Here is a 26,244-nt window from a genome sequence, read left to right as displayed (position 1 = left end):
CGGCCTCAGCGCGTCACGGGGATCGGGGCTGAAGCCGGCGAGACATTGCCCGCCGTGTCCGCCGCTGTTGCGGTGAGCACGCTGCGCCCTGCCGGGAACCCCGCGATCGGCGCGGTTCGCCACGCGCCGTCCGCGCCCGCTGCAACGGCTGCGTCGACACCGTCTCCGCGAACCGTGACGATGGAGCCGGGGTCGGCACGGCCGCTGACGACGACCCCTTCCGGTTCGTACGTGACGGCGATGCCCGAGGGGATGGAGATGGATCGATCGACGACTATGCCGGCAGTCGCTGAAGCCGAGACGACTCCGACGAGAGACGACGTCACGGTCAGCTGGTGCGGACCGTCCTGCAGACGAGACAGGTCCGCTGTGAGCGTCCATCGGCCATCGGCACCGACCGTTGTCCCTCCGACCGCCTCGCCGCCGGCACGCACGGTGATGGAGGAGCCTGCGGTTCCTGTACCGGACAGTACAGGACGCGGAAGCCGGACCGGTGCGCCGGTGAGATTGAGAACCTGCGGTGCGGCGAGAGGGGCGCGCCACGGCGCCTCGGGCTCCATCGGTGTCGGCGTCGGCGTGGGCGTCGGCGTCGTCGACGGAGTCGCCGCGGGTGTCGACGAAGGCGCAGGCGCGGGCTTCGATGGGAGTCCTGGCTGCTGTGAGGGTTGCGCTTCCGGAGGTGCGAGGAGGCCTGGCAGGACCGACAACATGGCGGCGATGAGGAGCAACAAGAGGATCCCGCCGATGATGTACTTCCTCGTCGCCGGCTTGGGAGCCTCCTCGACCGGCCGTGCCTCTTCGTCGGCCCCGATGCCATCGGCTCCCATCGCCACCGTCTGCACCGCAGCGCCGCCGTGAAGGCTCGCGATCCATCCGGCCAACGCCGCTCCGGTGAGGCCGGTGATCGCCGGCACCACGGTGAGGGCGAGCCGGGAGCTGATCTCGGATGCCTCGCTCGCGATCAGCGCGCATCGCGCGCACTCGGACAGATGCTTCTCCATACGGTCGCGGTCTCGGCGTGCGAGGGCGTCGCGTGCATGCGCGCCCATCCGCTCGAGAGCCCACTGGTGATCGCTGCCTTCAGCAACCGTGTCCAACTGCACCTGGATCCAGGCCTGACGCAAGCCCTCACGCGCGCGGTACGTGCGTGCGGCGACGCTGTTCGCCGAGACGTCGAGCAGGGGCGCGATCTCGGCAGCAGCCATCCCCTCCACGTCGACGTACCAGAGGACCTCCTGCCAGATCTGCGGGAGACTGCGGAAAGCCTCCATCGTCGGCGAGCTCTCGACCGCGGAGAACATGGCCTCGCTGCGCTCATCGGGCAGGTCCTCATCTTCACCCAGAGGGCGCGTGCGGTTGTCTCTTTGCCAGTTGATCGCTGTATTGCGGATCGTCGTATAGAGGTAGGACCGGAACGATGCGGTCGGGCCGCCGCCGGCGTCGATGATCCGCAGAATTCGGGCGAAGGCCTCCGACACGAGATCGTCCGGGTCGAAGCTCTTGGTGAACGAACGGGCAAAAGCTGTGCCGGCATGTGCGTGCCTGCGCCACAGCTCGGCGTAGGCACTGCGATCGCCGTTGCGCAGCGCCGTGATCAGATCCGTGTCGGCGGTCTCCGTCACGAGAATGTCGTCGTCAGTCATGCGATCGTCCGTTCACGGGGCCCACCGCGCGTCCGGGCGCGATGGCTGAGGCGTCGACGTCGGTGCGCTCGTACGGGGTCGATACGCGTTGGGCGACGATGACCAGGTTCTCGACGGATGGTGTGTCGGTGGCCGCTTGGAGACAGGTGATGAGAACGAGTCGGTCGGGAATCGCCGACCAGAGGTCTCGATCCCCCTCGAGTTGCGTCTTCGGCACGATTCTGAGGCTCTCGACGGCGTACTCGACTCCATCGACGACCATCGTGTCGCCCGCCTCCAAGGTCGGCTGCCCCGTGTCCGTCTCGAACAGGTAGTTGCCCGGTGCCATTCCCCCGCCGCGGAGGGAGTGCGTGACGATGTACACGGTGCCGTGCGCTGCCTCCTCGACAGCCACTCCACGATTGCGCACCCAGTACATCGAGGCGAAGCCCGGCGGCGTGATGACACCGTCCACCTCGTTGAGCGCCCCCAACGGGACGTCCAGGTGGACCGACGGAACGACGATGCGCCCGCTGCCCGCATCCACGGCGTCCTGCCGGGCGACGACCTCGCGAGGGGGAACATCGCTCGGCTCGAGAGCGGCGACGGCACCGTTCAGGTCGACAGGACCGCAGCACGGGTCCGCCGTCCACACGAGATGCGTGAGGATCACGCCGGCAGAAAGGAGAAGCGCGACCAAGGCTGCGCTCAGGCTTCTGCCGCGCCACCTGCGCAGGCGCGCGCCTTCCGTGTCCGTGTCAGACCCAGACCCTGGCCCGTGTGCTTCACGTGGCGTATCCAGACGGTGTGCGTACCTCATAGCCGGGCTCGCCTCCTTGCGCGACCGATGATGAGACCGATCGTGCACGCGAGGAAGACGGATATCCAGATCAGTCCCGTCCATCCCGCCTTCGCGAGCGAAGAAGCCGTGTGGCCTCCCGTGCTCACCTGAGCGCCGACGGGGCTGATCGGAGTAGTGACGCGGCAGTCCGGGTTGCGTGTGCTCTCACCGCAGTTCCCTCCGGAGGACGGAGGCGTGACCACGACGTTGAGCAGGTGACCGGATGCGCCCGGCTTCACGGTCATGGAGTAGGTGATGCTGACGCTACCGCCGACCTCCAGAGGCCCCGCCCAGCTGATCACCGGAGATGCGAAAACTGCACCGCTGTCCGCATCACGGTTGTAGTCCGCCTGTGTGAGAGCGCGCGTGAGATCATCCGTGAACGATGCCGGATCGACATCGGTGTAGTCGGCCCGGCCTGTGTTCTTGACCGTGATCGTGTACATCACGGTGCCTCCGGGGTCGACTTCCGACACGGAAGCCGTCTTCGTGACCGCGTACGACATGACGGCGGTCGCGGTTCGGCATGTTCCGGCACACGACCCTTCTGGACCCGTGGGGATGGCGACGTTGTGCAGCATCCGGTCGCCGGCACGGGGGTCGTCGACAGTGACCGAGTAGCGGATCTGCACGGTCGACTCCACCGGCAGGGCACCGGACCAGAACAAGGTGTCCCCGAGGACGACCACACCTTGTGTGGCGCCATCGTCGTATGTGGCGTCGTCCAACACACCGGACAGATCATCGGTGAAGCTGGCCGGAGCGCCCGCGGTGTAATCGAGGCGCCCCGTATTGGTCACCGTGATCGTGTACGTGACTTTCTGCCCGGGCCGTGCCGTATCGGCGTCCACCGTCTTGGCGATCGTGTACGAGCCGATCGGAGTCACCGTGGTGCATCCGGTCGGGCTCGCACATTCGCCCCCGATACCGGTGGGAGCGACCGTGTTGGTCAGTTGCAGATCTCCGGGATTCGATTCATCGACAGTCACGGAGTATCGGACCACGACGGTGCCACCGATCGGAAGCGCACCCTCCCAGCTCAGCTGCGGAGCCGTGAAAACCGCACCACTGCTCGCGTCGCCGTTGTAGGTCGCATCGTCGAGGACGTCGGTGAGGTCATCGACGAAGGATGCCGGATCCGCCGCCGAGTAGTCGACTCGGCCCGTGTTGGAGACGGTGATGGAGTAGGTGATCACATCTCCCGGAACGGCAGACGGCGCCGATGCGCTCTTCACGATCGAGTACCCCGCGACAGGGTTCTGCGTGCACAGCGGATCCCCTGCTGCGCAGACCGCCGGAGGGGTTCCGCCTGACGCGACGACGAAGTTCGCCAGGAGGTCGTCGCCCCGCTCGCTGTCCGGGAGGACTCGCACCGTGTACGAGATGGAAACGGTCTGCAGGGCGGCCAGAGTGCCCGAGATCGAGAATCGTCCGGCAGATATGGCGGTGACGGACAAGGCCGGGTCGGAGGAGACCGGCTCATCGACGATGACCGCATCGTCGAGCACTCCGGCGATGACATCATCCTGGGCGACGTTGACCGGAGAGCCGCCGATGTTCTGCAAGGCGACGGTGTAGGTGACGGACTGCCCCACCCCCACGGGGGAACCGCTGCTCGGATTCACCGACTTGACCACGACCAGTTCGCCGGGCGTGCAGCTGGTGCTCTGCGACCGATTGTCGGCGGGGTCGGGGTCCGACTCGTTTCCGAGCACGTCCGCGACGTTGGTGATGCAGGGCGTCACCGTTGCTGCATCCGTGCCCACGACGACGGTGATCGTGATGCTCTGCCCGACGCTCAGCCGCCCGCCATGGCAAGAGATGTCCTGGCCTCCGCCCGCTATCGAACAGGAGCTTCCCGCGGTCCCGGTCGCAGACAGCGCGACCAGCCCGGTCGGCATGCTGTCTGTGACGTGCCAGCCACTGGATTCGCCCCCACCTTCGTTCGTAACGGTGAGCGTGTAGGCGATCTGCCCCCCGGGGGTGAACTGCGCCGGCCCGGACTTGACGATGCCGAGGTCGACGGGGTCGCCGGGGATCGCCGTTCCGTCGTTGTTGGTCGATGGCGGGCTCGGCGAGACGGCCACGACGCTGAAGGTCGGAGTCGCCGACGTGGGATCGGTGATCTGGAGCTGCACGATGTCGCCCGTGTCGTTGCCGGAGAAGCCGAGGTTGCCGTTGCCGAACCTCCAGGCGCCTCCATAGCCGCCGCTGTCGGCTGGGCCCACGGCGGCGAAGACCGTCACCGCCCCGGTGGCGACATCGATCCGCTGCACGGCTCCGGTCGCTGTCATGGACCAGAGATACCCGCCGAGGAACTCGAAATCCTGCCCGGCGGCGACGTCGGGCGACAGATCGAACGTTCGCACCACGGCGCCGGAGGTGACATCGATCACCGTGACCGGATTGTTGGCCCCACCGCCGTCCGCGACATACAGGAATCCGTCATCAGGGCTGAAAGCTCCGGCGTACCATGCATACTGGCGGGCCGGGTCGCCGGTATGCGAATAGCGCGCGGTGCCGACCCGCGTCACCGCCCCGCCTTCGCCGATACGAATCAGACTGCCACTCGGAATCGCTCCGATCGCCTCGACCACCATCCCATAGACGTAGCCGTCCGCCGGCCTCCACGAGATCGCGTTGTAGAGGCCACTCGAGTCCGTCCCCTCCGGGAGAAACTCGAACGAGCCGTCGTTCGCCGTCTCCGCCCGGTAGAGGCTCGTGCCCTCACCCGCCGGGGATTGCGCGACGAGGACGGTGGGGCGCTGAGCCCCGAAGGGGTCGCCCACGGCCGCGGCGGCCGAAGACACCGACGTGATCGCCCACAGCATCGAGACGATGAGCAGAACCGAGGTTCCGAACGCCAGGTACCTCACTCCGCGCCATCCAGACGATAGCTCCATGTCCACCCCTCCCCGGGAGAGCGACCCGTACTTCCACAGGGATCGCCTTGATTACAGACACGCGGATACGCCGCGGATGACGCTGAGCGCCAGGTTACTCCTAGAGACGGGCGATATACCGATCGACGCAACATCGCGGCCTTTCACGAACCGCGTCATCCGCGGGGCATTCGAGTGTCCTCCCAGTGAGGATGCGAACATCTCCCCAGCTGGTCGCATCCTCAGAGTGAGGCACACGACATCACCTCCCCGATGTCGTTGCGCGGCCGTGAATCGCTCACGGCCAAGAGGGTGGATCGGTGGGGATCGATCCACCCTCTTCTCGAACGCTCGGGCGCGATGCGGACAATGCCCCGACCCCGGCCGGTCGAACGGCGCCCGACCCTGCACCTCGACGAGCCGCCGGGCGATATCGTAGGGACGGGACCTGGGGAGGTGCAGTGTCGTCTTTTGCCGTGCAACGGGACGGGTATCTGCCGCGGGTGTCGGCGCATGCGGTCAGCCACCCCCGTCTGACGGCCGCGCTCGAGACCGCGTCACCGCTGACGCTGATGCGCTCCGCATCCGGGTCGGGCAAGACGACCGCCCTCGTGGAATGGGCGTCCGCCACCGCGTCCCGCGTCGTGTGGATCACCGTCACCCCCGCCATCGCGACCGGAGACGCCCTCGCCGGCGCCCTGCTACGGGCCCTGCCGGAGGCGGATCCCGCGCACACCGCCGCCGGAGAGGAAGGCTGGGCCGCCGTGACGGCACGGCTGCGCGCCGTCGATGCTCCTCTGGCCCTGGTGCTCGATGACGCGGCCGCGGTCGACCGTGAGGGCGTGTTCGCCCTGTGCCGTGCCGTGGCCACCGCCGCGATGACCCGGCTGATCGTCGCCACCAACCGCCCCAGTCCCTTCGACAGCGAGGGCCTCGACCTCGTGATCGACACGACGCTCATCACCCCGGAACAGCTCATGTTCGACACCGACGAGATCCGTCGTGCTCTCGACGTCGACGAGCACACGGCCGCCGCAACGCGAGAGGCGACGGGCGGCTTCCCCGCCCTCATCCGGGCTCTCGCGCTGCGCGGCGCCGCAGTTGATGCCTCATCGCTGCGCGCCGCGACCACCGTGATCGAGGACTACCTGCAGGATCGGCTCGCCGAATGCGCCTTCGATCCTCAGGCCCTGCAGGGACTGCTGCGGATCAGCGTCACCGACTCGGTCGACCTTCCCCTCGCGGTGGCGCTCACCGGCGACTCCGCGATCGCGAAGGCCCTCGACCAGGCCGAGATGTTCGGCTTCGGCCGCTGGTCTGCCGACGGACGCAGCAGCTTCGCCCTCACCCCCCTCACCCGCGGCATGCTGCGCCGTGAACTGCGCCGGACCTTTCCGGACGAGGTCGCTCAGCTGCGACGCGTCGCGGCAGAGGGTGCGGTGCGCCGCGACATGCCGCTCGAGGGGCTGCGCCTCGCGATGGAGGACGACGACCTGCGCCTCGCCACGCATGTGACGATGTCGGGGTGGAACCGCCTGCTCCACCGCGACCGGCATGCCGTCGTCGACCTGCTCGGCGACGTGCCGGTGTCACGGCTCAAGGAGGAGCCTCTCGTGGCCATGCTGCTCGGGATGTGTCTCAAGCCCAATCGCCTCCGCCGCCAGCGCGGGCTCCAGCTCCTGCGCATCGCGGTGGCGGCGGCGGATGCCCGTCGGACCACGCTCTCGGCGACGGAGCGGATCTTCATCTGGGCCGCCGAGAGCGCATCGCTGCGCGCCATCGGCCGACCCGAGCGCGCCGCCCAGGTGGCCGCACGCGCACTGGCCCTGTTCACCGAGACACCCGAGTCGCAATGGCAGCAGTACGCCTGCGACATGCCCCTCCTGTGCACCCACCTCGGCATCTCGCTCTATGACGGCGGACGACGAGACGACGCCGTTCACATCTGGGAGCAGGCGACGGCGCTCGCCGCCGCGCACGGCAACAAGAACGCCTTCCACGGCATCTGCCTCCTGGGCGGGGTCCACGCGCTGAACGGAGACCTGCCGGAGGCCAGGCACTATGTCGCCCTCATCCGCGACGGCGACTGGGATCCGGCGCTCCTCGACAGCTATCGGAGCACGTTCTACCATGTGGCCGAGGCGATGCTCGCGGTGGAGGACGGTGATCTCCCCGCGGCCAAGCAGCACATCCGCTTCTTCGAGCCGTACCGGGCGACGAGCGAGCACTGGACGACGATGGCCGCTGTCGAGGCGTGGGTCGCTCTGCACGACGGTGAGCCCGCAGCGGGACTGGAGCGTCTGGAATCGTTCGTGCGTCTCCGGGGCAAGGAGGCGGCTACAGCCCACGTGCGCCAAGCGCTGTCTCAGCCGCGCGTTCTGCTGCACCTCGCCCTCGGTGACGTGAGCTCGGCCCGGAGCATCCTGCAGCGGGATGCGGTCGCCGATCGTTTCGGCACGGTCCTCAAGCGGGCGCGCCTGGCTCTCATCGACGGTAAGGCCGCCGACGTGTCCCGGCTTCTGGGTCAGACCCGCCTGCGGCCCTCCACCGCCAGAGAACGCGCGGAAGCAGCGGCTGTGCACAGTGCCGCACTGCACCGCGTCTCCTCCGCGGCCGCGCAGCCCTCGAGCGAGGCGCTGAGCGTGCAGCTCATCGACCGGGGTCTCACCACCCCGCTCGTGCTCCTGAGCGCCGAGGACTTCGGTGCCGTGCGTGCCGACCTCGACCCGACGGGCCGTGGGACCTTCCCCCTGCGATCGGCGCTGCCGTCGTTCGCGACGCGGCCACGGCTGTCGTCTCGCGAGCAGATCGTGCTGCGGGCCCTGACCTCGGGCGCGTCTCTGCCGGCGATCGCGGACGAGCTGAACGTCTCGCAGAACACCCTCAAGACCCAGCTCCGCAGCATCTACCGCAAGCTGGGCGCCCACAACCGCACCGAGGCGATGGAGCAGGCGGCGCGCCACGGTCTGCTGCCCGAGTAAGGGCGACCGGGCGAGACACCGCCCGGGAGACACAGAAGGCCTCGTCCGTCGCACGCGACAGACGAGGCCTTTCCTGTGACCGCTAGGCCTGCGACCGGCGTCGACGCAGGATCAGCAGCACGGCACCGCCGAGCAGCAGAGCGATCGCGAGCGCCAGCACCCACGGCGTCAGCAGTCCGCCGGTGAGGGCGAGCGGCGTCAGCACCGGGTTCTCGGTCGAGCTCTTCGGCGGCGTGATCGTCTCACCGCCGGGAGGTGTGGCCGAGCCCACGGCCGCGTTGCGCAGCGTCGCCCCTGCCGCGTCGGCGTGCACCGTCACGGAGTACGTGATCGTGACGCTCTCGCCCTCGGCGAGGCTGCCGGACCAGCGCAGCTGCGTTCCGTCCACGACGGGTGCGGCCACCGTGCGGTCGCCGATGACGGCGGTCGCACCGGGGCGGAGGTCGGCGTGCCGCAGCACTCCGGAGAGGTCATCCGCGATGGCGACATCGTCCAGGCCCGTCTCACCGGTGTTGGTGCCGACCAGCGTGTAGGTGACGGTGCTTCCCGTGGCGACGGCCGTGCCCGAACCGGGATCGGCCGTCTTCGCGAACGTGAAGCCCGGGGTGCCGACCGGGTTCTCGGTCGTCACGGGCGGGGGCGTGATCTCCGCGCCACCGGGCGGGGTGGCGATTCCGGCGACCGTGTTCGCGATCGTCGCACCGCCGGCATCACCGTTCACGGTCACCGAGTAGGTGATCGTGACGCGCTGACCCACGGCGAGCACGCCGGACCAGGTGAGCTCGTCACCCTCCACGACAGGCTCCAGAGCGGGTCCGTCGATCACGGTCGCTGCGGCATCGTCGTTGTAGGCGGCGTGGGCGAGAACACCCGACAGGTCGTCGGTGATGCGCACGGGCGACAACGCCGTCTCACCGGTGTTCACACCGGTCACCGTGTAGGTGATGACGCTGCCGGGGTCGACCCGGGTCCCCGAGGCGGGGTCTGCCGTCTTGCGCAGCTCGAAGCCGGGCTCGTTGACAGGGTTCTCGGTCGTCGCGGGAGGCGTCTCGATCGGAGGCACCCCACCCGGCGGGGTCGCCGAGCCGGAAGCCGAGTTCTCGAGGATCGTCCCGCCGGCATCCGCGTGCACGGTCACCGAGTACGTGACGGTGACGGTCTCGCCGACCTGGAGGACGCCCGTCCACGAGAGGCGATCGCCGGCCACCGCGGGAGCGGTCGTCTCGGCGGCACCGATCGTGGCGGTCGCGTCGCCGTTGTAGTCGGCGTGAGCGAGGACGCCGGAGAGGTCGTCCGTGATCGCGACAGGATCGAGGACCGTCTCGCCGGTGTTCACACCGGTCACCGTGTAGGTGATGACGCTGCCGGGGTCGACTGCCGTACCCGCTGCCGGGTCGGCGCTCTTCGACACCGAGAATCCGGGCACGTTGACGGCATTCGTCGTGGTGCCGGGCGGCGGCGTGATGACCGAGCCTCCGGGCGGGGTCGCGGTCGCACTCGCACTGTTCTCGATCACGGAGCCCACGCCGTCGGCGCCGACCGTCACGGAGTACGTGACGATGACGGTCTGACCGACCGCGAGTGCGCCGGACCAGCCGAGCTTCGCACCGTCGACAGTCACCGCACCGGCGGGCTGCCCGCCGATCACGGCCGCGGCATCGCCGTTGTACGACGCGTACGGCAGCACCTTCGAGAAGTCGTCCGTGATCTCGACCGGGTCGAGAACGGTCTGGCCGGTGTTGACGGCGGTCAGCGTGTAGGTGAGCACGTCACCGGGGTCCACGGCCGTGCCCGCTTCCGGGTCGACCGTCTTCGCGAACGTGAAGCCGGGCTCGTTGACCGGGTGCTCCGTGGTCGACGGCGGCGGCGTGATCGGCGTGCCCGGCGTGGTGGGGCTGTCCGGGTCGCTCGGGTCGGTCGGTATCAGCGGAGTCGCCGAACCGGTCGCGGTGTTGGCGATCATTTCACCGCCGGCGGTCGGGTCGACCTTCACCGAGTAGGTGATGACGACGTCCTGGCCGGGAAGCAGCACGCCGCTCCACGCGAGGGCACCGTCTGCCACGCTGACGTCGCCGCGAGTGGCCGTCACGTCGTCGTTGTACGACGCGTGCGCCAGCGCACCGCGCAGGTCATCGGCGATCGAGGCCGGGTCGAGCACGGTGTCACCCGTGTTGCGACCGGTGACGGTGTAGGTGATCACGCTGCCGGGGTCGACGCGCGTGCCCGTCTCGGGGTCGGCCGACTTCGTGACCGTGAAGCCGGGGGTGGCCACCGGGTGCTCCGTGGTCGAAGGCGGCGTCGTCACCGGGGTGCCGGGCGTGGTGGGGCTGTCCGGGTCCGTCGGGTCGGTCGGGATGAGGGGCGTTCCCTCGCCCGTGACGGTGTTGCGCAGCAGCACGCCGGTCGCGTCCTCGTCGACCGTCACCGTGTAGGTGATGTCGACGCGGGCGCCGGGCGCGAGCGCTCCTGTCCAGGTGAGCGTGGTGCCGGCGAGGTCGACCGCACCGGTCGAGGCCGACACATCGCCGCCGTACTGGGCGTGTGCGAGCACCGCCGACAGGTCGTCGACGATCGTCGCCGGGTCGAGTGTCGTGTTGCCGGTGTTGACGCCCGAGATCGTGTACGTGATCGTGTCACCCGCGCGCACGGCGGTGCCGGAGGCGGGGTCGGCGGACTTCGTCACCTCGAAGCCGTTGTCGACGACCGGGTGGTTCGTCTCCACGGCCGGCGGGACGATCGGCGTTCCGGGGGTCGTGGGGCTGTCGGGGTCGCTCGGGTCGACCGGGATCCGAGGAGTGGCCGTACCGGTGGCGACGTTGTTCAGCAGCGCCTGCTTCACGCCCGCGTCGACGGTCACCGTGTAGCGGATGGTGACCGACTCGCCCCGGGGCACATCGCCGGTCCAGGTCAGCGTGTTGGCGGTGACGGCGACCGAGCCGCGGTCGGCGGTGACGTCGTCGTTGTAGGCGGCACTGTCGAGCACGCCGGAGAGGTCGTCCACGATCCGGGCCGGGTCGAGGTCGGTGTCGCCGGTGTTGGTGCCGGTGATCGTGTACGTGACGGTGTCTCCAGCGGAGACGGCCGTGCCCGAGGCGGGATCGGCGGACTTGCTGATCGTGAAGCCCGACCCGATGACCGGGTGCTCGGTGGTCGCGGTCGGCGGGACGATCGGCTCGCCCGGCACCTGCGGCCCGGTGGGGTCGCCCGGGTTCGGTGTCGTCGGAGTGGCCGTGCCGCTGACGGTGTTCTGCAGGACCTCACCCGAAGACGCCGCATCCACGGTCACGGAGTAGGTGATGGTCACGGTCTGCCCGGGCTGGAGCGCGCCGGTCCAGGCGAGGTCGTCGCCGGTGATGGTGGCCGCCCCCGTGGTGACGGGCGTGCCGTCGATCGAGGTGGTGACGTCGGAGTTGTACGCGGCGTGCGCGAGCACACCCGACAGGTCGTCGGCGATCGAGGCCGGGTTCAGCACGGTGGCGCCGGTGTTGGTCCCGGTCACCGTGTACTCGATGGTCTGTCCCGGCTCCACGACGGTGCCGGCGGCGGGGCTTGAGCTCTTGGCGACGGTGTAGCCCGCGACGGGGTGCTCGGTCGTGACGGCGGGGGGATCGATCGGGGGGAGACCGCCTGGAGGGGTTCCCGAGGCGGTGACGCTGTTGGCGATCCGCTCTCCTTCGACACCGGCGTCGACGATCACCGAGTAGGTGACGGTGAGCACCTGACCGGGCTCGAGTGCGCCGGTCCAGGCGAGGTCGTCGCCCGTGACGGTCGCGGCGCCCGAGGCGACGGGCTTTCCATCGATCTTCGTGGCGACATCACCCTGGTACTCGGCGAACGCGAGCACGCCGGACAGGTCGTCGGTCACGCTGACGGGGTCGAGGCGCGTGTTGCCCGTGTTCTCCGCCTCGACGGTGTAGGTGAGGCGCTGACCGGCGTGCACGGCGACGCCGGCTGCGGGGTCGGACGTCTTGCGCAGCGCCAGGTCGGGCGCGAGGCGCACGTTCGTGAACGTGCAGGTGACATCCGTGCCGAGCGAACCGGCAGGCTGCTTCACCTCACCCGATGCCGTCACGGCCACCGGGATCGTGGAGCCGTCGGAATTGACCTGCACGCAATCCAGGGACTCGGCGTAGCGGGTGCGGTCCGTGGTTCCGGATGCGGCCTCGGAGAGGCGGAAGGTGTCGCCCTGGTTGGTGAACACCGGTCCCGCGTAGTCGGGCTGCAGCCCCGTGCGCTCACCGCGCGTGGTGGCGTCGGTCTGCGCGACCTGGTATCCGGCCGGCGACTGCACGCGCAGCGCGAACTGGTCGGTGGCGGCGTGACGCCCCTCGGGAAGGTCCTTCTTCAGGGTGAGGGTGTTCGGGAAGGTGCAGCTCGCCATGTCGGTGGGCGAGAAGCCGGGGGTCGACGTCGAGTTGACGGTCAGCCCGCGCGGAAGATCGACCTCGATGATCCTCGGATCGCTACCGGCGACCGACACGAAGATGTGCCCGAGGTTACCGAAGGCGATGCCGTTGCCCTGCACACCGGCACCCATGTTGTGGACCTGCTTGGCCTCGATGGTCGCGTTGCTCGGCACGAGCGAGGTGGGAAGGTCAGACGAGTAGATGACGTTGTCCGCCACGAGCACGAGCTGACCCGAAGCGCTGAAGGCCATGTCGCCGTTGGCGCCGAACGCGGTGCTGTCAGCGGTCGGGCGGAGCGTGCCGACCTGCACATAGGCCTGCGGCGTGACGCTCTCGTTCCAGGCGTACAGGTTGATGGCCCCGTCGACGGAGGTACCGCTGGCGAAGTAGTAGACGCCGGTCACCGGGTGCACAGCACCACGGAGCACAGAAGAGTTGAGCGTGAACGTCGTGCGGCTCGTGGAGTCGGTCACGCGATCGTGCTTGGCGAGCACCTTCGAGCCGGCGGCGTTGGTGACCGTGTACGCGTACTGACCGCTGGACGAGATGCCGAGGGCGTTGTTGGAGTAGTCGAGGCCGACCGTGGAGGAGCCCAGCGTGCCGCCGTCGCCCGGTGCACCCTGCTCCTTCACCGTGAACTCGCGCACCTCGGTGGCGTTCTGCACGTACACCGCGCCCGGTGTGCACAGGAACGGACTAGCCGCGGCCGCAGGCGCGGCCGTCAGCGTCCCGCCGACGAACACCATCGACGACGCGACGAGCGCCGTACTCACGGCGCCGCCGATCAGTTTCCTTGCACGGCCCCGCCAGCGGCTCTGCCGCTCGGACGGAAGGCCATCGGCTGTGTGGTCCTTGCGGGCAACACGAAACCCCATGACTGTCTCCCCATTCATCGCTTCACCGCTGCGCGTTCGCACGCGGAAGCCCCCGCCCCCTCAGGCGACCGCCGAGCGTCATTCGGGCATGACGAACTCGGTCCGGGACAAGTCCAGCCTGCCCGGCCCCCGACACGCGGCCCCGCCGATCCCGGAGAATTCACCCCGCCTTTTCACCCCACGCAGAAGGGGCGCACCGATGACTCGGTACGCCCCCGGCCCCGAGGGGCCTACTGGCGCGAGCCGATCTCGTCTATCGGACGCGTGCGCATGGTCGCCGTGGTCCCGATCCACATCGCCACGAGGGCCAGCGCGCCCATCCCTGCGATGATCGCCAGCGATCCGAGCCCGGGCAGCACGGGCAGCGGCTGCCCTGAGATGCCCATGCTCATGCCGATCAGCGGAGGCAGGGCGACGACCACCCCGAACACCATGGCGATCACCGCGACGAGCACGGCTTCGATCCGCATCATCGAGCGCACCTGCCCTCGCGACGACCCGATCAGCTGCAGCAGTGCCAGTTCGCGCGAGCGCTCGCCCGTCGCCATCACGAGGGTGTTCACCACGGCGATCGCGATGTACCCGAGGATCACCAGCAGCGCGATGAGACCCGTCCACCCGTTCTGGGACTGCGTGGCCGCGCCGGCGGCCTCCTGCCCCGACCGGTCGCTCACCAGCAGACCGCGAGCGCCCAGCGCGGCACGCACCTCGTCCGATGCACCCTCATCGATCGTCACGAGCGCGAAGGAGTCGAGACCGGTGGTGGTGTGCGCCCTGACCGCGTCGACGGCCATGGCGAGGTCGCCGAATCCGAGACCGCGCTCGTACACCGCGACGACCGTCGCCTCGAAAGGCGAGCCGTCGCCGAGATGCCCGACGACGGTGCCGCCGATGCCGACCCCCAGCACCTGCGCGGCATCCGTGCTCACCGCGACCGTGGTGGTGCCGTCGAGTTCCGCCAGCGAACCCTCCCGCACGCGCAGATCCAGGGCGTGCGCGACGCTTCGGGGATCCAGGCCCTGCAGCACGTGCTCCGCGCGCTCGAGCTTGCCCTCCAGGTCGTGCGAGTCGAGCACCGCCGTGCTCAGCGAGACCCCCGATGCCTCGCCCACCCCCGGGGTCTCGCGGATCGCGTCGACGGCCTCGGGGGAGAGACCCGTGGGTGCCGTCACGCGCAGGTCGGCGATGACACCGGCACTGGCCTGCGTCGCCGCCTCCGCCGCGATGATCGACGGCGCACCGATCTGCACGAGCCCCAGCCCGATGCCGAGGGCGATCGGCAGGATAGCGGAGGCGAGGCGCCTGCTGTTCGCCGCAGCGTTCGCGGAGGCGAGGAATCCCGCGGATGACATCCGGCGCAGCACGGTTCCGATCAGTCGGACGCTCAGCGACACCAGCCACGGTCCGAGCACCGCGAGCGCGATGATCAGCAGCATGACAGCGCCACCGGCAGCACCGGCGGCGATCTGCCCGCGCACCACGAGCGGCACGGTCGACACCGAGATCCCGGCGGCTGCCAGCACGATTCCGATGATGATGCGCGGCAGGCCGATGGCCGGAGCACCCGTCGTCGACTCCCGCAGAGCCTCGACGGGATCGAGCTTCGCCACCCGAGACGCCGCGATGCGCGCGGCGCCCCAGGCGGAGGCGAGCACGAGCAGCACGGCTCCGACCGCGGGGAGCGGGCCGACGGCCAGCGCGAAATCGCCGGGGATCACGCCGGCTGCCACGAAGGCCGACTGCAGCACGCTCGAGAGCAGGTATCCCGGCGCGAGTCCCAGCAGCACGGCGACCACCGAGACCCACAGCACCTCACGGGCGACGAGCGCATGCACCTGGGACGGACTCGCCCCGACCGCCCGCAGCAGCGCGTAGTCACGACGTCGCGACTGTACCGACAGCGACAGGGTGCCCGCCACGATGAACATCGCCACGAGGATGCACGTGCCGACGAATGCGCTGCCGATGGACACGAGCGTCGACCGAGCGGCACCGGAGTCGAGGAACTCGACGTCTCCTCGGGCGTCGCCGGTGCGGGCGCTCAGGCCGGGGAATGCCTCGCGGATCGCGGTCGCCGTCTGCTCGGGATCTGCCCCGGAGACGAAGACGCCGAGCGCCTGTGCAGCGCCCTCGTGCGGGTCGAGCTCGTCGATGCGATTCTCGCTGAGGAACACGTGCGAGGCCCGCTCCGGCGCCTGGGGAGCGACGACCTCGCCGACGACGCGATACTCCGACGGCACGCCACCGTGAGCCAGGACGACCGTGTCGCCCACGGCATGCCCGCTTCCGGCGGTGACGACGACCTCGTCCGCTGCGGCGGGCTCCTGCCCTTCTCGCAGCTCGAAGCCCGTGAGTGCGGTGGCCTGCCAGGGGTGCGCCTCGATCACGGCGGATCCGGCATCCGCGGCCTCCGCTCCCGCATCCTGCCGCACGAGCGGGATGGTGACATCGACCACGACGCGGTCGACCCCGGGGAGGGCGGCGATGTCGCGCACCGCGTCAGCGGGCAGCGGCACGCGCTCCCGCAGCGGAACCGGCAGATCCTGCGGCACATCCACCTGCTGCGGTGCACCGACCACCACGTCGACCGCGGCGTAGCGCTCGGGTGCCAGTCCTCCACGCATGCCGGACTCGACGAGCACCCCGAGCCCCGTCACGAGCGCGCTCGCGACGAACACGGCCACCGCCACCCCGACGAAGCTGCCACGGTGGTGACGAAGGTCAGCACCGACGAGTCGACCCAAGCCCAGAGACGCCGACATCACCATTCCCCCAATGCGCTCATGCGGTCGTTGATCTGGGCCGGGTCGGCGCCGTCGAGGTATCCGGCGAAGGCTCCGTCGGCGAGGAAGATCACCCGATCGGCGTGCGAGGCGACCACCGGGTCGTGCGTCACGACCACGACCGTCTGGTCCAGCTCCCTCGCGGTGTGGGCGAGCAGGTCGAGAACCTGCTTGCCGGAGCGCGAGTCGAGCGCGCCGGTCGGCTCGTCGCCGAACACCACGTGAGGCCGGGTGATGAGCGCGCGTGCGATCGCCACCCGCTGCTGCTGACCGCCGGAGAGCTCGGAAGGACGGCGACGACGGTACTCGGTGAGGCCCACGGCGTCGAGGAGGAAGTCGAGCCACCGGGCTTCGAGCCGGCGACCGCCGAGCCGCAGCGGCAGGGTGATGTTGTCCTCGACGTCGAGGGCCGGCAGCAGGTTGTACGCCTGGAACACGAAGCCCACGTGATCGCGCCGGAAGGCCGTGAGCTGTCGCGCTTTCAGCCCCGAGATCTCGGTCCCGCCGAGGTGCACGGTGCCGCTGCTCGGCCGGTCGAGTCCGGCGGCACTGTGCAGCAGCGTGCTCTTGCCCGACCCTGAGGGGCCCATGATCGCGGTGAACGTACCCTTCGCGATGGCGAGGTCGACGCCCCGCAGAGCCGTGACGCGGCTGGCGCCTGAGCCGTAGGTCTTGACGACGGACTGCAGCCGCAGCGCTTCGGAGGGCCGCGCGTCGACGGCGGGGGCGAGTGGTGTGAAGGTCATGATTCGACGCTAGGGACGGCCGATGCGGCACCCCATCCCGCCCGCTGCCGCATCGATGGTGGTGCTGGCTATACCGTGCCGTCACGAGCCCTCGGGCAGACTGTGAGAGTGAAGGACGGATGGATGCGCCGCTGGCTGCGTGCGTGGGGGTATCTGGCCGTCGAGGCCGGAGTCTCGATCGCCTCGGTGGTGTTCCTCTGCCTGGGGATCGTCCTGCTTCCCTTCATGGCCCTCACCGGCGGCGTGCTGGTGATGCCCGAGGCCGTGCAGGGCCTGCATCGATGGACGGATCTGAACCGTCGCCGCGTCGGCGCCTACCGCGGCGTGGAGCTGGCGCCGATCGGCCATGTGCTTCCGCCGGGGTCGACCATCGACGATCGTCTGCGCTTCGCGTTCTCGCGCGCCACCGGCCGCGACGTGCTGTGGCTCGCGGTGCAGGGGCTGCCCGTGCTGTTCGCGTCACTGCTGACGATCTCGCTCCCCATCGCCGCGGTCAACACCCTCGCCATCACCTACTACTGGCAGTTCGCACCCGCCGATGATCCGGTCGGTTCTGTCTATCCGGTCACATCGTGGGAACTCGCGGCGACGCAGCCTCTGCTCGCGCTCGGGTATGCGATCGTCGCGGCGTTCCTGATCCCCGCGGTCGCACGGCTGGTGTCGTTCGTGTCGGCGAAGCTCCTCGCGACCCCCGAGAAGTCGCGCCTCGCCGCCCGTGTCGATGCCCTGACCCTCAGCCGTGCCGCGGCGCTCGACGCCCACGCGGCCGAGCTGCGCCGCATCGAGCGCGACCTGCACGACGGCGCGCAGAACCGCCTGGTGAACGTGGTGATGATGCTCGGGATCGCCGAGCGCGCCCAGGAGACCGGGGGCGACGTGCTCGAACCGCTGCGGCGAGCGCAGGATGCGGCGACCGATGCGCTCGCCGGGCTCCGCCGCACGGTGCATGACATCTACCCGCCGATCCTCGACGAGCTGGGTCTGGAAGGGGCGCTCACCTCGCTCGCCGGGCGCAGCGTCGTGCCGTGCACGATCGAGGCGGACGAGGTCGGACGCGTGCCCGCGGCCGTCGAATCGGCCAGCTACTTCGTGGTGGCCGAGGCCCTCACGAACGTCAGCAAGTACAGCGAGGCGACGCGCGCCGCGGTGCGGGTCGCGCGCGAGGGCGAGATCCTGCGCATCACCGTCGAGGACGACGGCGTGGGCGGAGCCGTCGAGCGTCCCGGTGGCGGGGTGGCCGGCATCCGTCGCCGCATCGAGGCCTTCGAGGGTGCGCTGGAGCTGACGAGCCCGGTCGGCGGACCCACCATCCTGAGAGCGGAGCTTCCATGCGGATCGTGATCGCCGAAGACGACACCCTGCTGCGCGAAGGGCTGGCCCTGCTGCTGCGCAGCGAGGGGTTCGAGGTGGTGGCGGCCGTCGACAACGCCGAGGCGTTCCTCGCACGGCTCGACGAGGCGGATGCCGCGGTGGTCGATGTGCGCATGCCGCCCACCTTCACGAGCGAAGGGCTCAAGGCCGCCGCCGAAGCCCGTGCCCGCCGCCCCGGCTTCCCCGTGCTGGTGCTGTCGGCGTATGTCGAGGACCGCTACGCCGGTGAGCTGCTGGCGGCCGGAGCCGACGGACTCGGCTACCTGCTCAAGGAGCGCGTGGGCAAGGTCGCCTCCTTCGTCGACGCCCTGCATCGCGTGGCGGCCGGCGGCACGGTGATGGATCCCGAGGTCATCTCGCAGCTGATGAGCAGGCGTCGCGCCGACGACCCGGTGCAGACGCTCACCCCCCGCGAGCGCGAGGTGCTCGGACTCATGGCCGAAGGCCTCGACAACGGCACCATCGCCGGGCGACTCTTCGTGACCGAGACCGCGGTGAGCAAGCACATCGGCAACATCTTCGCCAAGCTCGGCCTCGCCTCCAGCGACAGCGGCCACCGGCGCGTGCTCGCCGTGCTCGCCTACCTGCGCAGCTGACCGCGTCCCGCGCCCCGCGCCCCCAGCCTCGAGACCCACGCCCATCGCCGATACCCACCGGCGCGGACGCACGCGGGCGTGGGTCTCGACGCGCGCGATGGGTCTCGATGCTTGCTCTCGGAAAAACAAGCCCAGTAATCGGTGTTGCTAAGTACCGGTACTCAGTGCTACTTTGTACCAGTACTCGGCAACACTGAGTACCAACCGACACGAAAGGGGAACCCGATGGGCAAGCAGATGACCGAGATGCTCAAGGGCACTCTGGAGGGCATCGTCCTGGCCCTCCTCGCCGAGCAGCCCGCGTACGGGTACGAGATCACCACACGGCTGCGCGCGCACGGGTTCACCGACACCGCCGAGGGCACCATCTACGCGCTCCTCGTGCGCATCGAGCAGAAGAACCTCGTCGACGTCGAGAAGGTCCCGAGCGAGAAGGGGCCGCCCCGCAAGGTGTACACCCTGAACGCGCAGGGCCGGCAGGAGCTCGAGGAGTTCTGGAAGACCTGGGACTTCCTCGCGCAGCGCATCGCGCAGCTGAAGCAGACCCACACCGACAACAAGAGCAACACCCAGAGCAAGGAGAACTGATCATGGCCGCGAAGTGGATCGAAGCGCTCACCGGATCGCTCGAGGAGAAGAAGCAGTACAAGCAGGCCCAGGCCCGCATCAACGCCCTGCCCGAGCCCTATCGCGAGGTCGCGAAGGCCCAGCAGCGCTACAACATGTACTACGGCGGCGTCACCGACGGCGACATCATCGTGCAGATGTTCCTCGACATCGCCGACCTGTGGGAGCGGGCCGCGATCGACGGCACCCCCGTCAGCGCGATCGTCGGCGACGACCCGGTCGAGTTCGCCGAGAACTACGCCGCGGCCTACGGCGGGCGGCAGTGGATCGACAAGGAGCGCACGCGTCTCATCAAGGCGTTCGACGACGCGAAGAAGAAGGGGCAATCATGACGGATGCAGCCATCTCGGTGCGCGGCATCGAGAAGTCGTACAGAGATCTGCACGTGCTGCGCGGCGTCGACTTCGAGGTGGAGAAGGGCAGCATCTTCGCCCTCCTCGGCTCGAACGGCGCCGGCAAGACCACCGTGGTGCGCATCCTCTCCACCCTGCTGAAGTCGGATGCCGGAACCGCGACCGTGCAGGGCATCGATGTCGCCGCGAACCCGGTGGGCGTGCGTGAGCGCATCAGCCTCACCGGACAGTTCGCCGCGGTCGACGAGATCCTCACCGGACGCGAGAACCTCGTGCTGGTCGCGAAGCTGCGGCACCTGCCAGACGCCGGGAAGGTCGCCGACGACCTGCTGGCGACCTTCCGCCTGACAGATGCCGGCGCCCGCAAGGTCGGCACCTACTCCGGCGGCATGCGTCGCCGCCTCGACATCGCGATGAGCCTGGTCGGACACCCCGAGGTCATCTACCTCGACGAGCCGACCACGGGCCTCGACCCCGAAGCCCGCATCGAAGTGTGGGGCGTGGTCAAGGAACTCGCGAACACGGGCACGACCGTGCTGCTGACCACGCAGTACCTCGACGAGGCCGAACATCTGGCCGACCGCATCGCGATTCTGCACGAGGGCCGCATCATCGCCGGCGGCACGCTCACCGAGCTGAAAAAGCTGCTCCCGGCCGCGAAGGTCGAGTACGTCGAGAAGCAGCCCACTCTGGAGGAGATCTTCCTCACTCTCGTCGGCACCACGTCCAAGAAGGAGGATGCGGCATGACCACGCACTTCGCCGCCGACACGGCGACACTCACCGGCCGCTCCATGCGGCACATCTTCCGCAGCCCCGACACGATCATCACCACGGCGGTCACCCCGATCGCGCTGATGCTGCTCTTCGTCTACGTCTTCGGCGGTGCGCTCCAGCAGAGCACCGGCACCGACAACTACGTGAACTACCTGCTCCCCGGCATCCTGCTCATCGCGATCGCCTCGGGCATCGCGTACACGGCGTTCCGGCTGTTCACCGACATGCAGAGCGGCATCTTCGAGCGGTTCCACTCCATGCCGATCGCCCGATCGAGCGTGCTGTGGGCGCACGTGCTCACGTCGCTGACGGCGAACGCCATCACGCTGGCGATCATCTTCGGCGTCGGATTCCTGATGGGTTTCCGCACCGGGGCGAGCTTGTGGGCCTGGCTCGGAGTGATCGGCATCCTGATGCTGTTCACCCTGGCACTGACCTGGCTGGCGATCATCGCGGGTCTGAACGCCAAGACGGTCGACGGCGCGAGTGCGTTCTCGTACCCGCTGATCTTCTTGCCGTTCATCAGCTCGGCGTTCGTGCCGACCGACACCATGCCGGCTCCGGTGCAGTGGTTCGCCGACAACCAGCCCGTCACCTCGATCGTCGACACCGTCCAGGCGTTGTTCGCCGAGAAGCCCGTCGGCTCCGACATCTGGGTGGCCCTCGCCTGGTGCGTCGGCATCCTCGTGGTCGCCTACGTGTTCGCGATCATCTCCTACCGGAAGAAGGTCAGCTGATCTTCACCCAGCGAGACGGGACGCTCCGACCGGGTCACTCGACCCGGCCGGGGCGTTTCGCCGCGCTCGGATGCTCCTCCCGACGCCGAGAACTCCGCTCCGGAGTGCGCTGACGGTCAGACCGTGCGCAACGCCGAGGTGGGCGACAGCCGCGCGGCACTGATCGCCGGATACAGCCCCGCGATCACGCCGACCACCAGCGCCACGAGCGGGCCGCCGACGAGCACGACGAGGGGTATCGTCGCTGCCTGCCCCTGGATGCCGGCGTAGACGAACACACCCGCGGCGCCGAGCAGCAGCCCGGCCAGGCCCCCCAGGCCGCCGAGCACGATCGCCTCCGCCACGAACTGACCCGCGATCTGACCCGAGCGCGCGCCGAGCGCCCGTCGGAGTCCGATCTCGCCGCGCCGCTCCAGCACCGCCACCACCATGGTGTTCGCGATGCCGATCCCTCCGACCAGCAGAGCGATCGCCGCAAGTCCGACCGCGAGGCCGGACAGCGAGTCATCCGCGGTGTCCCGCGCCCCGGCGAGGTCGCCGAGTCCGGTCACCTGCACATACGGGGACGACGGATTCGCCGCACGGGCGATCGCATCACGGACCTTCTCGCCCGTGCCCCCGTCGGTCATGCGCACGTAGATCGAGGCGATCGTGTCATCGCCCTCAGCCGACACGTGCTCGGCCGCCCAGTGGTCGCCGAGGAACGCGCTCGCGTCGATCGATTCGGCGAGTCCCGCCGAATCGAGGATCCCGATCACGGTGTACCACTGCTCGCCGATCCACACCCGCACACCCGGCTCCGTGATGCCCATGCGCGCAGCCGCAGCCGACCCCAGCACGGTCACCGGCAGCGAGCGGTCGGTCTCGTCGAACCACGCCCCCTTCGCCACCGATCCCTCCACCGACGACAGGAAGTCGGGACTCGCCGCATATGCCGTCAGTCCGTTGCCCTGGCTCTTCGGCATGAGGTCGTTGCGGTACACGCCGGTGCCGTCCGGCACCTTCTCGAGCACCCCGACCTGCTCGACCCCCTTCACCCGTTCGATCATGCCCGCGGCCGTCTCCGGCAGCGCGACCGGCTTGTTGTCCGGCCCGTAGCCCGGCTGCACCACGATCATGTTGGCGCCGAGCGCATCGAGCTTCGCCAGCAGCTCGGCCTGATTCGAGGCGGCGATGCCGGTGATCGCGGTGAGTGCCGCGATCCCCACAGCGACACCGAGCGCCGACAGCGCCGTACGCATCTTGCGGCTGCGCGGTCCGATGAGCGCCGTGCGGATGCTGTCCGCAGCGCTCAGCCGCGGCATCCGCTCTCCCCTCCGCCTCATGCCGCGACCTCTTCCATCTCCGGTGAGCCGGTGTCGCTCACGATGCGCCCGTCGTGGATGCTGACCTGCCGCTGCGTGCGCTCGGCGATGTGCGGATCATGCGTGATGATCACGACCGCGGTACCGGCGCCCGCGATCGAGGTGAGCAGCTCGAGGATGTGCTCGCCCGTCGTCGAGTCGAGCGCGCCCGTGGGCTCATCGGCGAAGAGCACCGACGGGTTCCCGACGATCGCCCGGGCGATCGCGACCCGCTGCTGCTCGCCGCCCGAGAGCTGACCCGGCCGGTGCTTCATCCGAGCGCCGAGGCCGACCCGCTCCAGGGCCGCAGCCGCCCGCACCGAGCGCTCCGTCGCGGGGACTCCCGAATAGAGGAGCCCGAGTGCGACGTTGTCGAGCGCACTGAGCGCCGGCAGCAGGAAGAACTGCTGGAACACGAATCCGATGCGGCGAGCGCGCAGGACCGCCCGGTCTCGTTCGGCGAGGACTGCGGCATCCGTCCCATCGATCAGCACGGTGCCACTGGTGGGGTCGTCGAGGGTTCCCATGATCGAGAGCATCGTGCTCTTTCCCGATCCGGATGCTCCGACCACGGCCACCAGCTCGCCGCTCTCGATCGCGAGGCTCATGCCGTGCAGCACGCGCAGCGGCGGGCTGCCCGGGTACTCCTTGATCACGTCGACCAGCTCGACCACGGTGTCCGGCGTCATCGCGCCACCACCACGGCATCGCCGGCGGCGAGGTCGCCGCCCGTGACCTGCACCTTGGTGTCGGCGATCAGCCCGACCTCCACGGCGACGCGCACGATCTTGCCGCCCTTGCGCAGCACGTCGACCGCGTAGCCTCCGTCGGTCGTCGCGACCAGGGCGGTTACCGGCACGACCAGGGCGTCCTTCACCTCGGAGGTGGCGAACACGACCTTGACCGCACGCAGCCCGATCCCCTCCGCCACAGCGGGATCGTCGAACTCGACGTTCGCGGTGGCCGGCGTGGTCTCCCCCTCCTTCTCGGTCGGCTGACCGCCCGGGTCGACGGCGGTCACCGTCGCCGGCACCTCCGTGCCGTCCGGGAGGACCACGGTCACCCGGGTCGCGGGCAGGATCTCACGCGCTTGCGCATCGGTGAGCTTGGCGACGACCCGCAAAGTGGTGCTGGTGTACTTCAGCGGACTCGTGCCCGCCGGGTCGCCCAGCTGCGCCGTGACCGACTCGACACGCACCGAAGAGGCGGTGATCGCGACGACGTCGCCCAACTTCACGATGCCGTCCTGCGGCACGCCGAGCGACTTCTGCCAGGCCTTGACGTTGGTCTCGGTGACCGCGGTGAACTCGTCGTCCACCGTCAGGTTCCTGCCGAAGCCGAGGTCGGCGAGAGCCTGCTCGAGCTGTCGGACATCGGGACCCTTGTCGACGCCGACGCCGAGGTCGCGCCAGAACGGGCGGTCGCCGCGCATCGCGATCACGGGCCTCCCGTCGACCTCGTAGATCGCCTGGCCGACACCGATCACATCTCCCGCGGTCGGCAGGCGGGTGATGGTTCCGCCACGACCCGGCAGCGCGATCGACGCGCCATAGCTCAGGGTTCCGTTCAGTCGCAGATCGGACGTGAGCGTCGTGAGCTCGGCCTTCGCGGTGATCGGCTTCTTGCCGTCATCCGGAGACTCGGCGACCGAGCTCCACGGCTGCAGCACCGCCAGCGCCACTGCGGCGGCCACGAGCAGGACCCCGACCGGCACCAGCACCTTCGTCAGTCGGCGGCTCATTCGTCGCCTCCGGAGGGGATGGTGGACGCTGCCGCGAACATGCCGTCGAAGAACTCCCCCATCAGCGCGAACCAGTCGAAGTCAGCCGCCTCGATGCTCTCCTGCGTGAACATGGGCGGCATCTCTCCCGTGGTCTCCGCGCACGCCTCGAGAAGGGTGCGCGCCTCGTCTTCGGTGATGCCCGTGGGCAACGTGAGCATGCCGTCGGCGTCGGGATCGGCGAAGTCGGTGAAGCCGTTCTCCCTGGCGCACGAGGCGAACGCGAGTCCTGCCTCGGTGAGCTCCTCGGGAGAGATCATCTGGGTCTGCGCCCCTTCCTTCATCGAGACGTCGGGCTCCGGCTGGGTGAACTCGGGGACCTCCTGCTCGCAGGTCTCCCAGGCGGCGCGCTGGCCACCCTCCTCCGGATAGCCGGATGCCGCGGTCGAGGCGAGCCACGCGCCGTCGTCGTCGGAGAAGAACATCGTCATGGGCATCTCCTCGCCTTCGCCGACGCTGATCGAAGCGGAGCTGTCGCTGAGCGTGCCCATGGATCCCCCGCCGTCGACATCCGGCATCAGCAGACCCACCTGGCCGCCTTCGAGGATCTTCGCCGTCTGGCCTTCGTCGGTCAGGCAGGTCACGAACCGGGCAGCGGCCGCATCGTTCGCGCCGTCCTTCGCCTTGTCGTCTCCGGAGGGGACGCTGCAGGCCGAGAGCGCGAAGAGCGCGAAGACAGCGGGCATCACCACCATGGAACGGCGTGCTTTCGAGTCGAACATGACTTTCCCTTTCTCGCGGTCGCAGCTCATCCGCGACGTGCAGTCAGTTCTACGGATGCGCTGGTTTGCTGGGGGTATGACGCCGCCTAACCGGAAACTAACCGCGCAGCGCGCACCCTCGGAGACGGGAGGTGCCATGCGACTGCTGCTGGTGGAAGACGAGGTCGATCTGGCCGACACCCTCGCCGATGGCCTGCGCCGCGAGGGCTACCTGGTGGATGTCGCACGCGACGGGGCGAGCGCCCTGACCGCCGCCGCGTCGAACGATGTGGACGTGATCGTGCTCGACCGCGACCTACCGGTGCTGAGCGGCGATGCCGTATGCCGCACACTCGTGGCGCAGGAGTATCCGGCGCGCATCCTCATGCTCACCGCGGCCGGCACTCTCAACGACCGCGTCGAGGGTCTCGATCTCGGCGCCGACGACTACCTCGCCAAGCCGTTCGCGTACGTCGAGCTGCTGGCCCGCCTGCGCGCTCTCGGTCGCCGCGGACAGTCGACGCGGGCGAGTGCGGTCCTGGAGTTCGCGGGCGTGCGCCTCGACGTCGTGCGCCGCATCGTGGAGCGGGACGGCAGCCCGATCCGACTCACGCTCAAGGAGTTCGGGGTGCTCGAGACGCTGCTCGCCGCGGAGGGCGGCTACGTCAGCGCCGACGATCTGCTCGACGAGGTGTGGGACGAACCTCTCGAGCGCACCCGTGGCGTGGTCAAGATCGTGGTGCACACGCTGCGACGCAAACTCGGCTCACCCGCGGTCATCCACTCCGCGGCGGGGCACGGCTATCGAGTGGGGACGCAATGAG

At 69.3% G+C, this 26,244-nt stretch carries 18 protein-coding genes; 8 read left to right on the top strand and 10 right to left on the bottom strand.

Annotation, left to right across the window (positions count from 1 at the left end):
* Window positions 1-5 precede the first annotated feature (5 nt).
* The 3 genes from ASD13_RS16965 to ASD13_RS16955 all read right to left on the bottom strand — a co-directional run bounded on the left by ASD13_RS16965 (window position 6) and on the right by ASD13_RS16955 (window position 5,366).
* Window positions 6-1,643 carry a sigma-70 family RNA polymerase sigma factor gene (locus ASD13_RS16965; RefSeq protein ID WP_055871906.1) on the bottom strand — a complete coding sequence of 546 codons (1,638 nt, stop codon included), beginning with the start codon at window positions 1,641-1,643 and terminating at the stop codon, window positions 6-8.
* Window positions 1,636-2,295 carry a class F sortase gene (locus ASD13_RS16960; protein ID WP_157535667.1) on the bottom strand — a complete coding sequence of 220 codons (660 nt, stop codon included), beginning with the start codon at window positions 2,293-2,295 and terminating at the stop codon, window positions 1,636-1,638. The genes ASD13_RS16965 and ASD13_RS16960 overlap by 8 nt, the downstream gene beginning before the upstream one ends.
* 143 nt (window positions 2,296-2,438) lie before the next feature.
* Window positions 2,439-5,366, bottom strand: a complete 2,928-nt coding sequence (locus ASD13_RS16955) for a DUF7927 domain-containing protein (RefSeq protein WP_082531551.1) — start codon at window positions 5,364-5,366, stop codon at window positions 2,439-2,441.
* 440 nt (window positions 5,367-5,806) lie between these two features.
* Here ASD13_RS16955 and ASD13_RS16950 point away from each other — a divergent pair, with 440 nt between their 5' ends.
* The gene (locus ASD13_RS16950; protein WP_235562664.1) at window positions 5,807-8,326 is read left to right on the top strand and encodes a helix-turn-helix transcriptional regulator; all 2,520 of its coding nucleotides are present in this window, start codon (window positions 5,807-5,809) and stop codon (window positions 8,324-8,326) included.
* An 82-nt stretch (window positions 8,327-8,408) separates the two neighbouring features.
* Here the strand turns inward: ASD13_RS16950 and ASD13_RS16945 are convergent, their stop codons facing one another.
* The 3 genes from ASD13_RS16945 to ASD13_RS16935 form a co-directional block, all read right to left on the bottom strand.
* Window positions 8,409-13,505, bottom strand: coding sequence for a beta strand repeat-containing protein (locus ASD13_RS16945; protein ID WP_055871893.1), 5,097 nt, complete (start codon window positions 13,503-13,505; stop codon window positions 8,409-8,411).
* A gap of 332 nt (window positions 13,506-13,837) precedes the next feature.
* Window positions 13,838-16,369 (bottom strand): ABC transporter permease, encoded by a 2,532-nt coding sequence (locus ASD13_RS16940; protein ID WP_157535666.1) that lies wholly within the window; start codon window positions 16,367-16,369, stop codon window positions 13,838-13,840.
* A complete protein-coding gene (locus ASD13_RS16935; protein ID WP_055871887.1) occupies window positions 16,369-17,136 on the bottom strand; it encodes an ABC transporter ATP-binding protein in 768 nt (255 codons plus the stop codon). The genes ASD13_RS16940 and ASD13_RS16935 overlap by 1 nt, the downstream gene beginning before the upstream one ends.
* 108 nt (window positions 17,137-17,244) lie before the next feature.
* Between ASD13_RS16935 and ASD13_RS16930 the strand changes: the two genes are divergently transcribed.
* The 6 genes from ASD13_RS16930 (at window position 17,245) to ASD13_RS16905 (ending at window position 21,596) form a co-directional block, all read left to right on the top strand.
* On the top strand, window positions 17,245-18,477 hold the full coding sequence (locus ASD13_RS16930) for a sensor histidine kinase (RefSeq protein ID WP_235562662.1): 1,233 nt from the start codon (window positions 17,245-17,247) through the stop codon (window positions 18,475-18,477).
* A complete protein-coding gene (locus ASD13_RS16925; RefSeq protein ID WP_055871880.1) occupies window positions 18,465-19,103 on the top strand; it encodes a response regulator in 639 nt (212 codons plus the stop codon). The genes ASD13_RS16930 and ASD13_RS16925 overlap by 13 nt, the downstream gene beginning before the upstream one ends.
* A gap of 225 nt (window positions 19,104-19,328) precedes the next feature.
* The gene (locus ASD13_RS16920) at window positions 19,329-19,691 is read left to right on the top strand and encodes a PadR family transcriptional regulator (protein ID WP_055871877.1); all 363 of its coding nucleotides are present in this window, start codon (window positions 19,329-19,331) and stop codon (window positions 19,689-19,691) included.
* A 2-nt stretch (window positions 19,692-19,693) separates the two neighbouring features.
* Window positions 19,694-20,062 carry a DUF1048 domain-containing protein gene (locus ASD13_RS16915; RefSeq protein ID WP_055871874.1) on the top strand — a complete coding sequence of 123 codons (369 nt, stop codon included), beginning with the start codon at window positions 19,694-19,696 and terminating at the stop codon, window positions 20,060-20,062.
* Window positions 20,059-20,832 (top strand): ABC transporter ATP-binding protein, encoded by a 774-nt coding sequence (locus ASD13_RS16910; protein WP_055871871.1) that lies wholly within the window; start codon window positions 20,059-20,061, stop codon window positions 20,830-20,832. Before ASD13_RS16915 ends, ASD13_RS16910 begins: the two co-directional genes overlap by 4 nt.
* Window positions 20,829-21,596, top strand: coding sequence for an ABC transporter permease (locus ASD13_RS16905; protein ID WP_055871866.1), 768 nt, complete (start codon window positions 20,829-20,831; stop codon window positions 21,594-21,596). Before ASD13_RS16910 ends, ASD13_RS16905 begins: the two co-directional genes overlap by 4 nt.
* Window positions 21,597-21,712: 116 nt before the next feature.
* On the opposite strand, the gene ASD13_RS16900 is transcribed toward ASD13_RS16905, so the two are convergent.
* From ASD13_RS16900 to ASD13_RS16885, 4 genes are read right to left on the bottom strand one after another with little or no spacing between them, the layout of a single operon-like run.
* Entirely contained in the window at window positions 21,713-22,900 is a 1,188-nt protein-coding gene (locus ASD13_RS16900; RefSeq protein ID WP_055871863.1) for an ABC transporter permease, read from the bottom strand.
* Between the two features lie 17 nt (window positions 22,901-22,917).
* Window positions 22,918-23,628, bottom strand: coding sequence for an ABC transporter ATP-binding protein (locus ASD13_RS16895; protein WP_055871860.1), 711 nt, complete (start codon window positions 23,626-23,628; stop codon window positions 22,918-22,920).
* Window positions 23,625-24,680 carry a peptidoglycan-binding protein gene (locus ASD13_RS16890; protein WP_055871857.1) on the bottom strand — a complete coding sequence of 352 codons (1,056 nt, stop codon included), beginning with the start codon at window positions 24,678-24,680 and terminating at the stop codon, window positions 23,625-23,627. Before ASD13_RS16890 ends, ASD13_RS16895 begins: the two co-directional genes overlap by 4 nt.
* The gene (locus tag ASD13_RS16885; protein ID WP_157535665.1) at window positions 24,677-25,405 is read right to left on the bottom strand and encodes a hypothetical protein; all 729 of its coding nucleotides are present in this window, start codon (window positions 25,403-25,405) and stop codon (window positions 24,677-24,679) included. Before ASD13_RS16885 ends, ASD13_RS16890 begins: the two co-directional genes overlap by 4 nt.
* A 172-nt stretch (window positions 25,406-25,577) precedes the next feature.
* Between ASD13_RS16885 and ASD13_RS16880 the strand changes: the two genes are divergently transcribed.
* The gene (locus tag ASD13_RS16880) at window positions 25,578-26,243 is read left to right on the top strand and encodes a response regulator transcription factor (RefSeq protein WP_055871851.1); all 666 of its coding nucleotides are present in this window, start codon (window positions 25,578-25,580) and stop codon (window positions 26,241-26,243) included.
* Window position 26,244: the final 1 nt, after the last annotated feature.

This window comes from Microbacterium sp. Root1433D1, assembly GCF_001426835.1.
GTDB lineage: Bacteria > Actinomycetota > Actinomycetes > Actinomycetales > Microbacteriaceae > Microbacterium > Microbacterium maritypicum.
The sequence above is the reverse complement of the archived record's forward strand: the minus strand, read 5'-3'. Positions and strand labels throughout refer to the sequence as shown.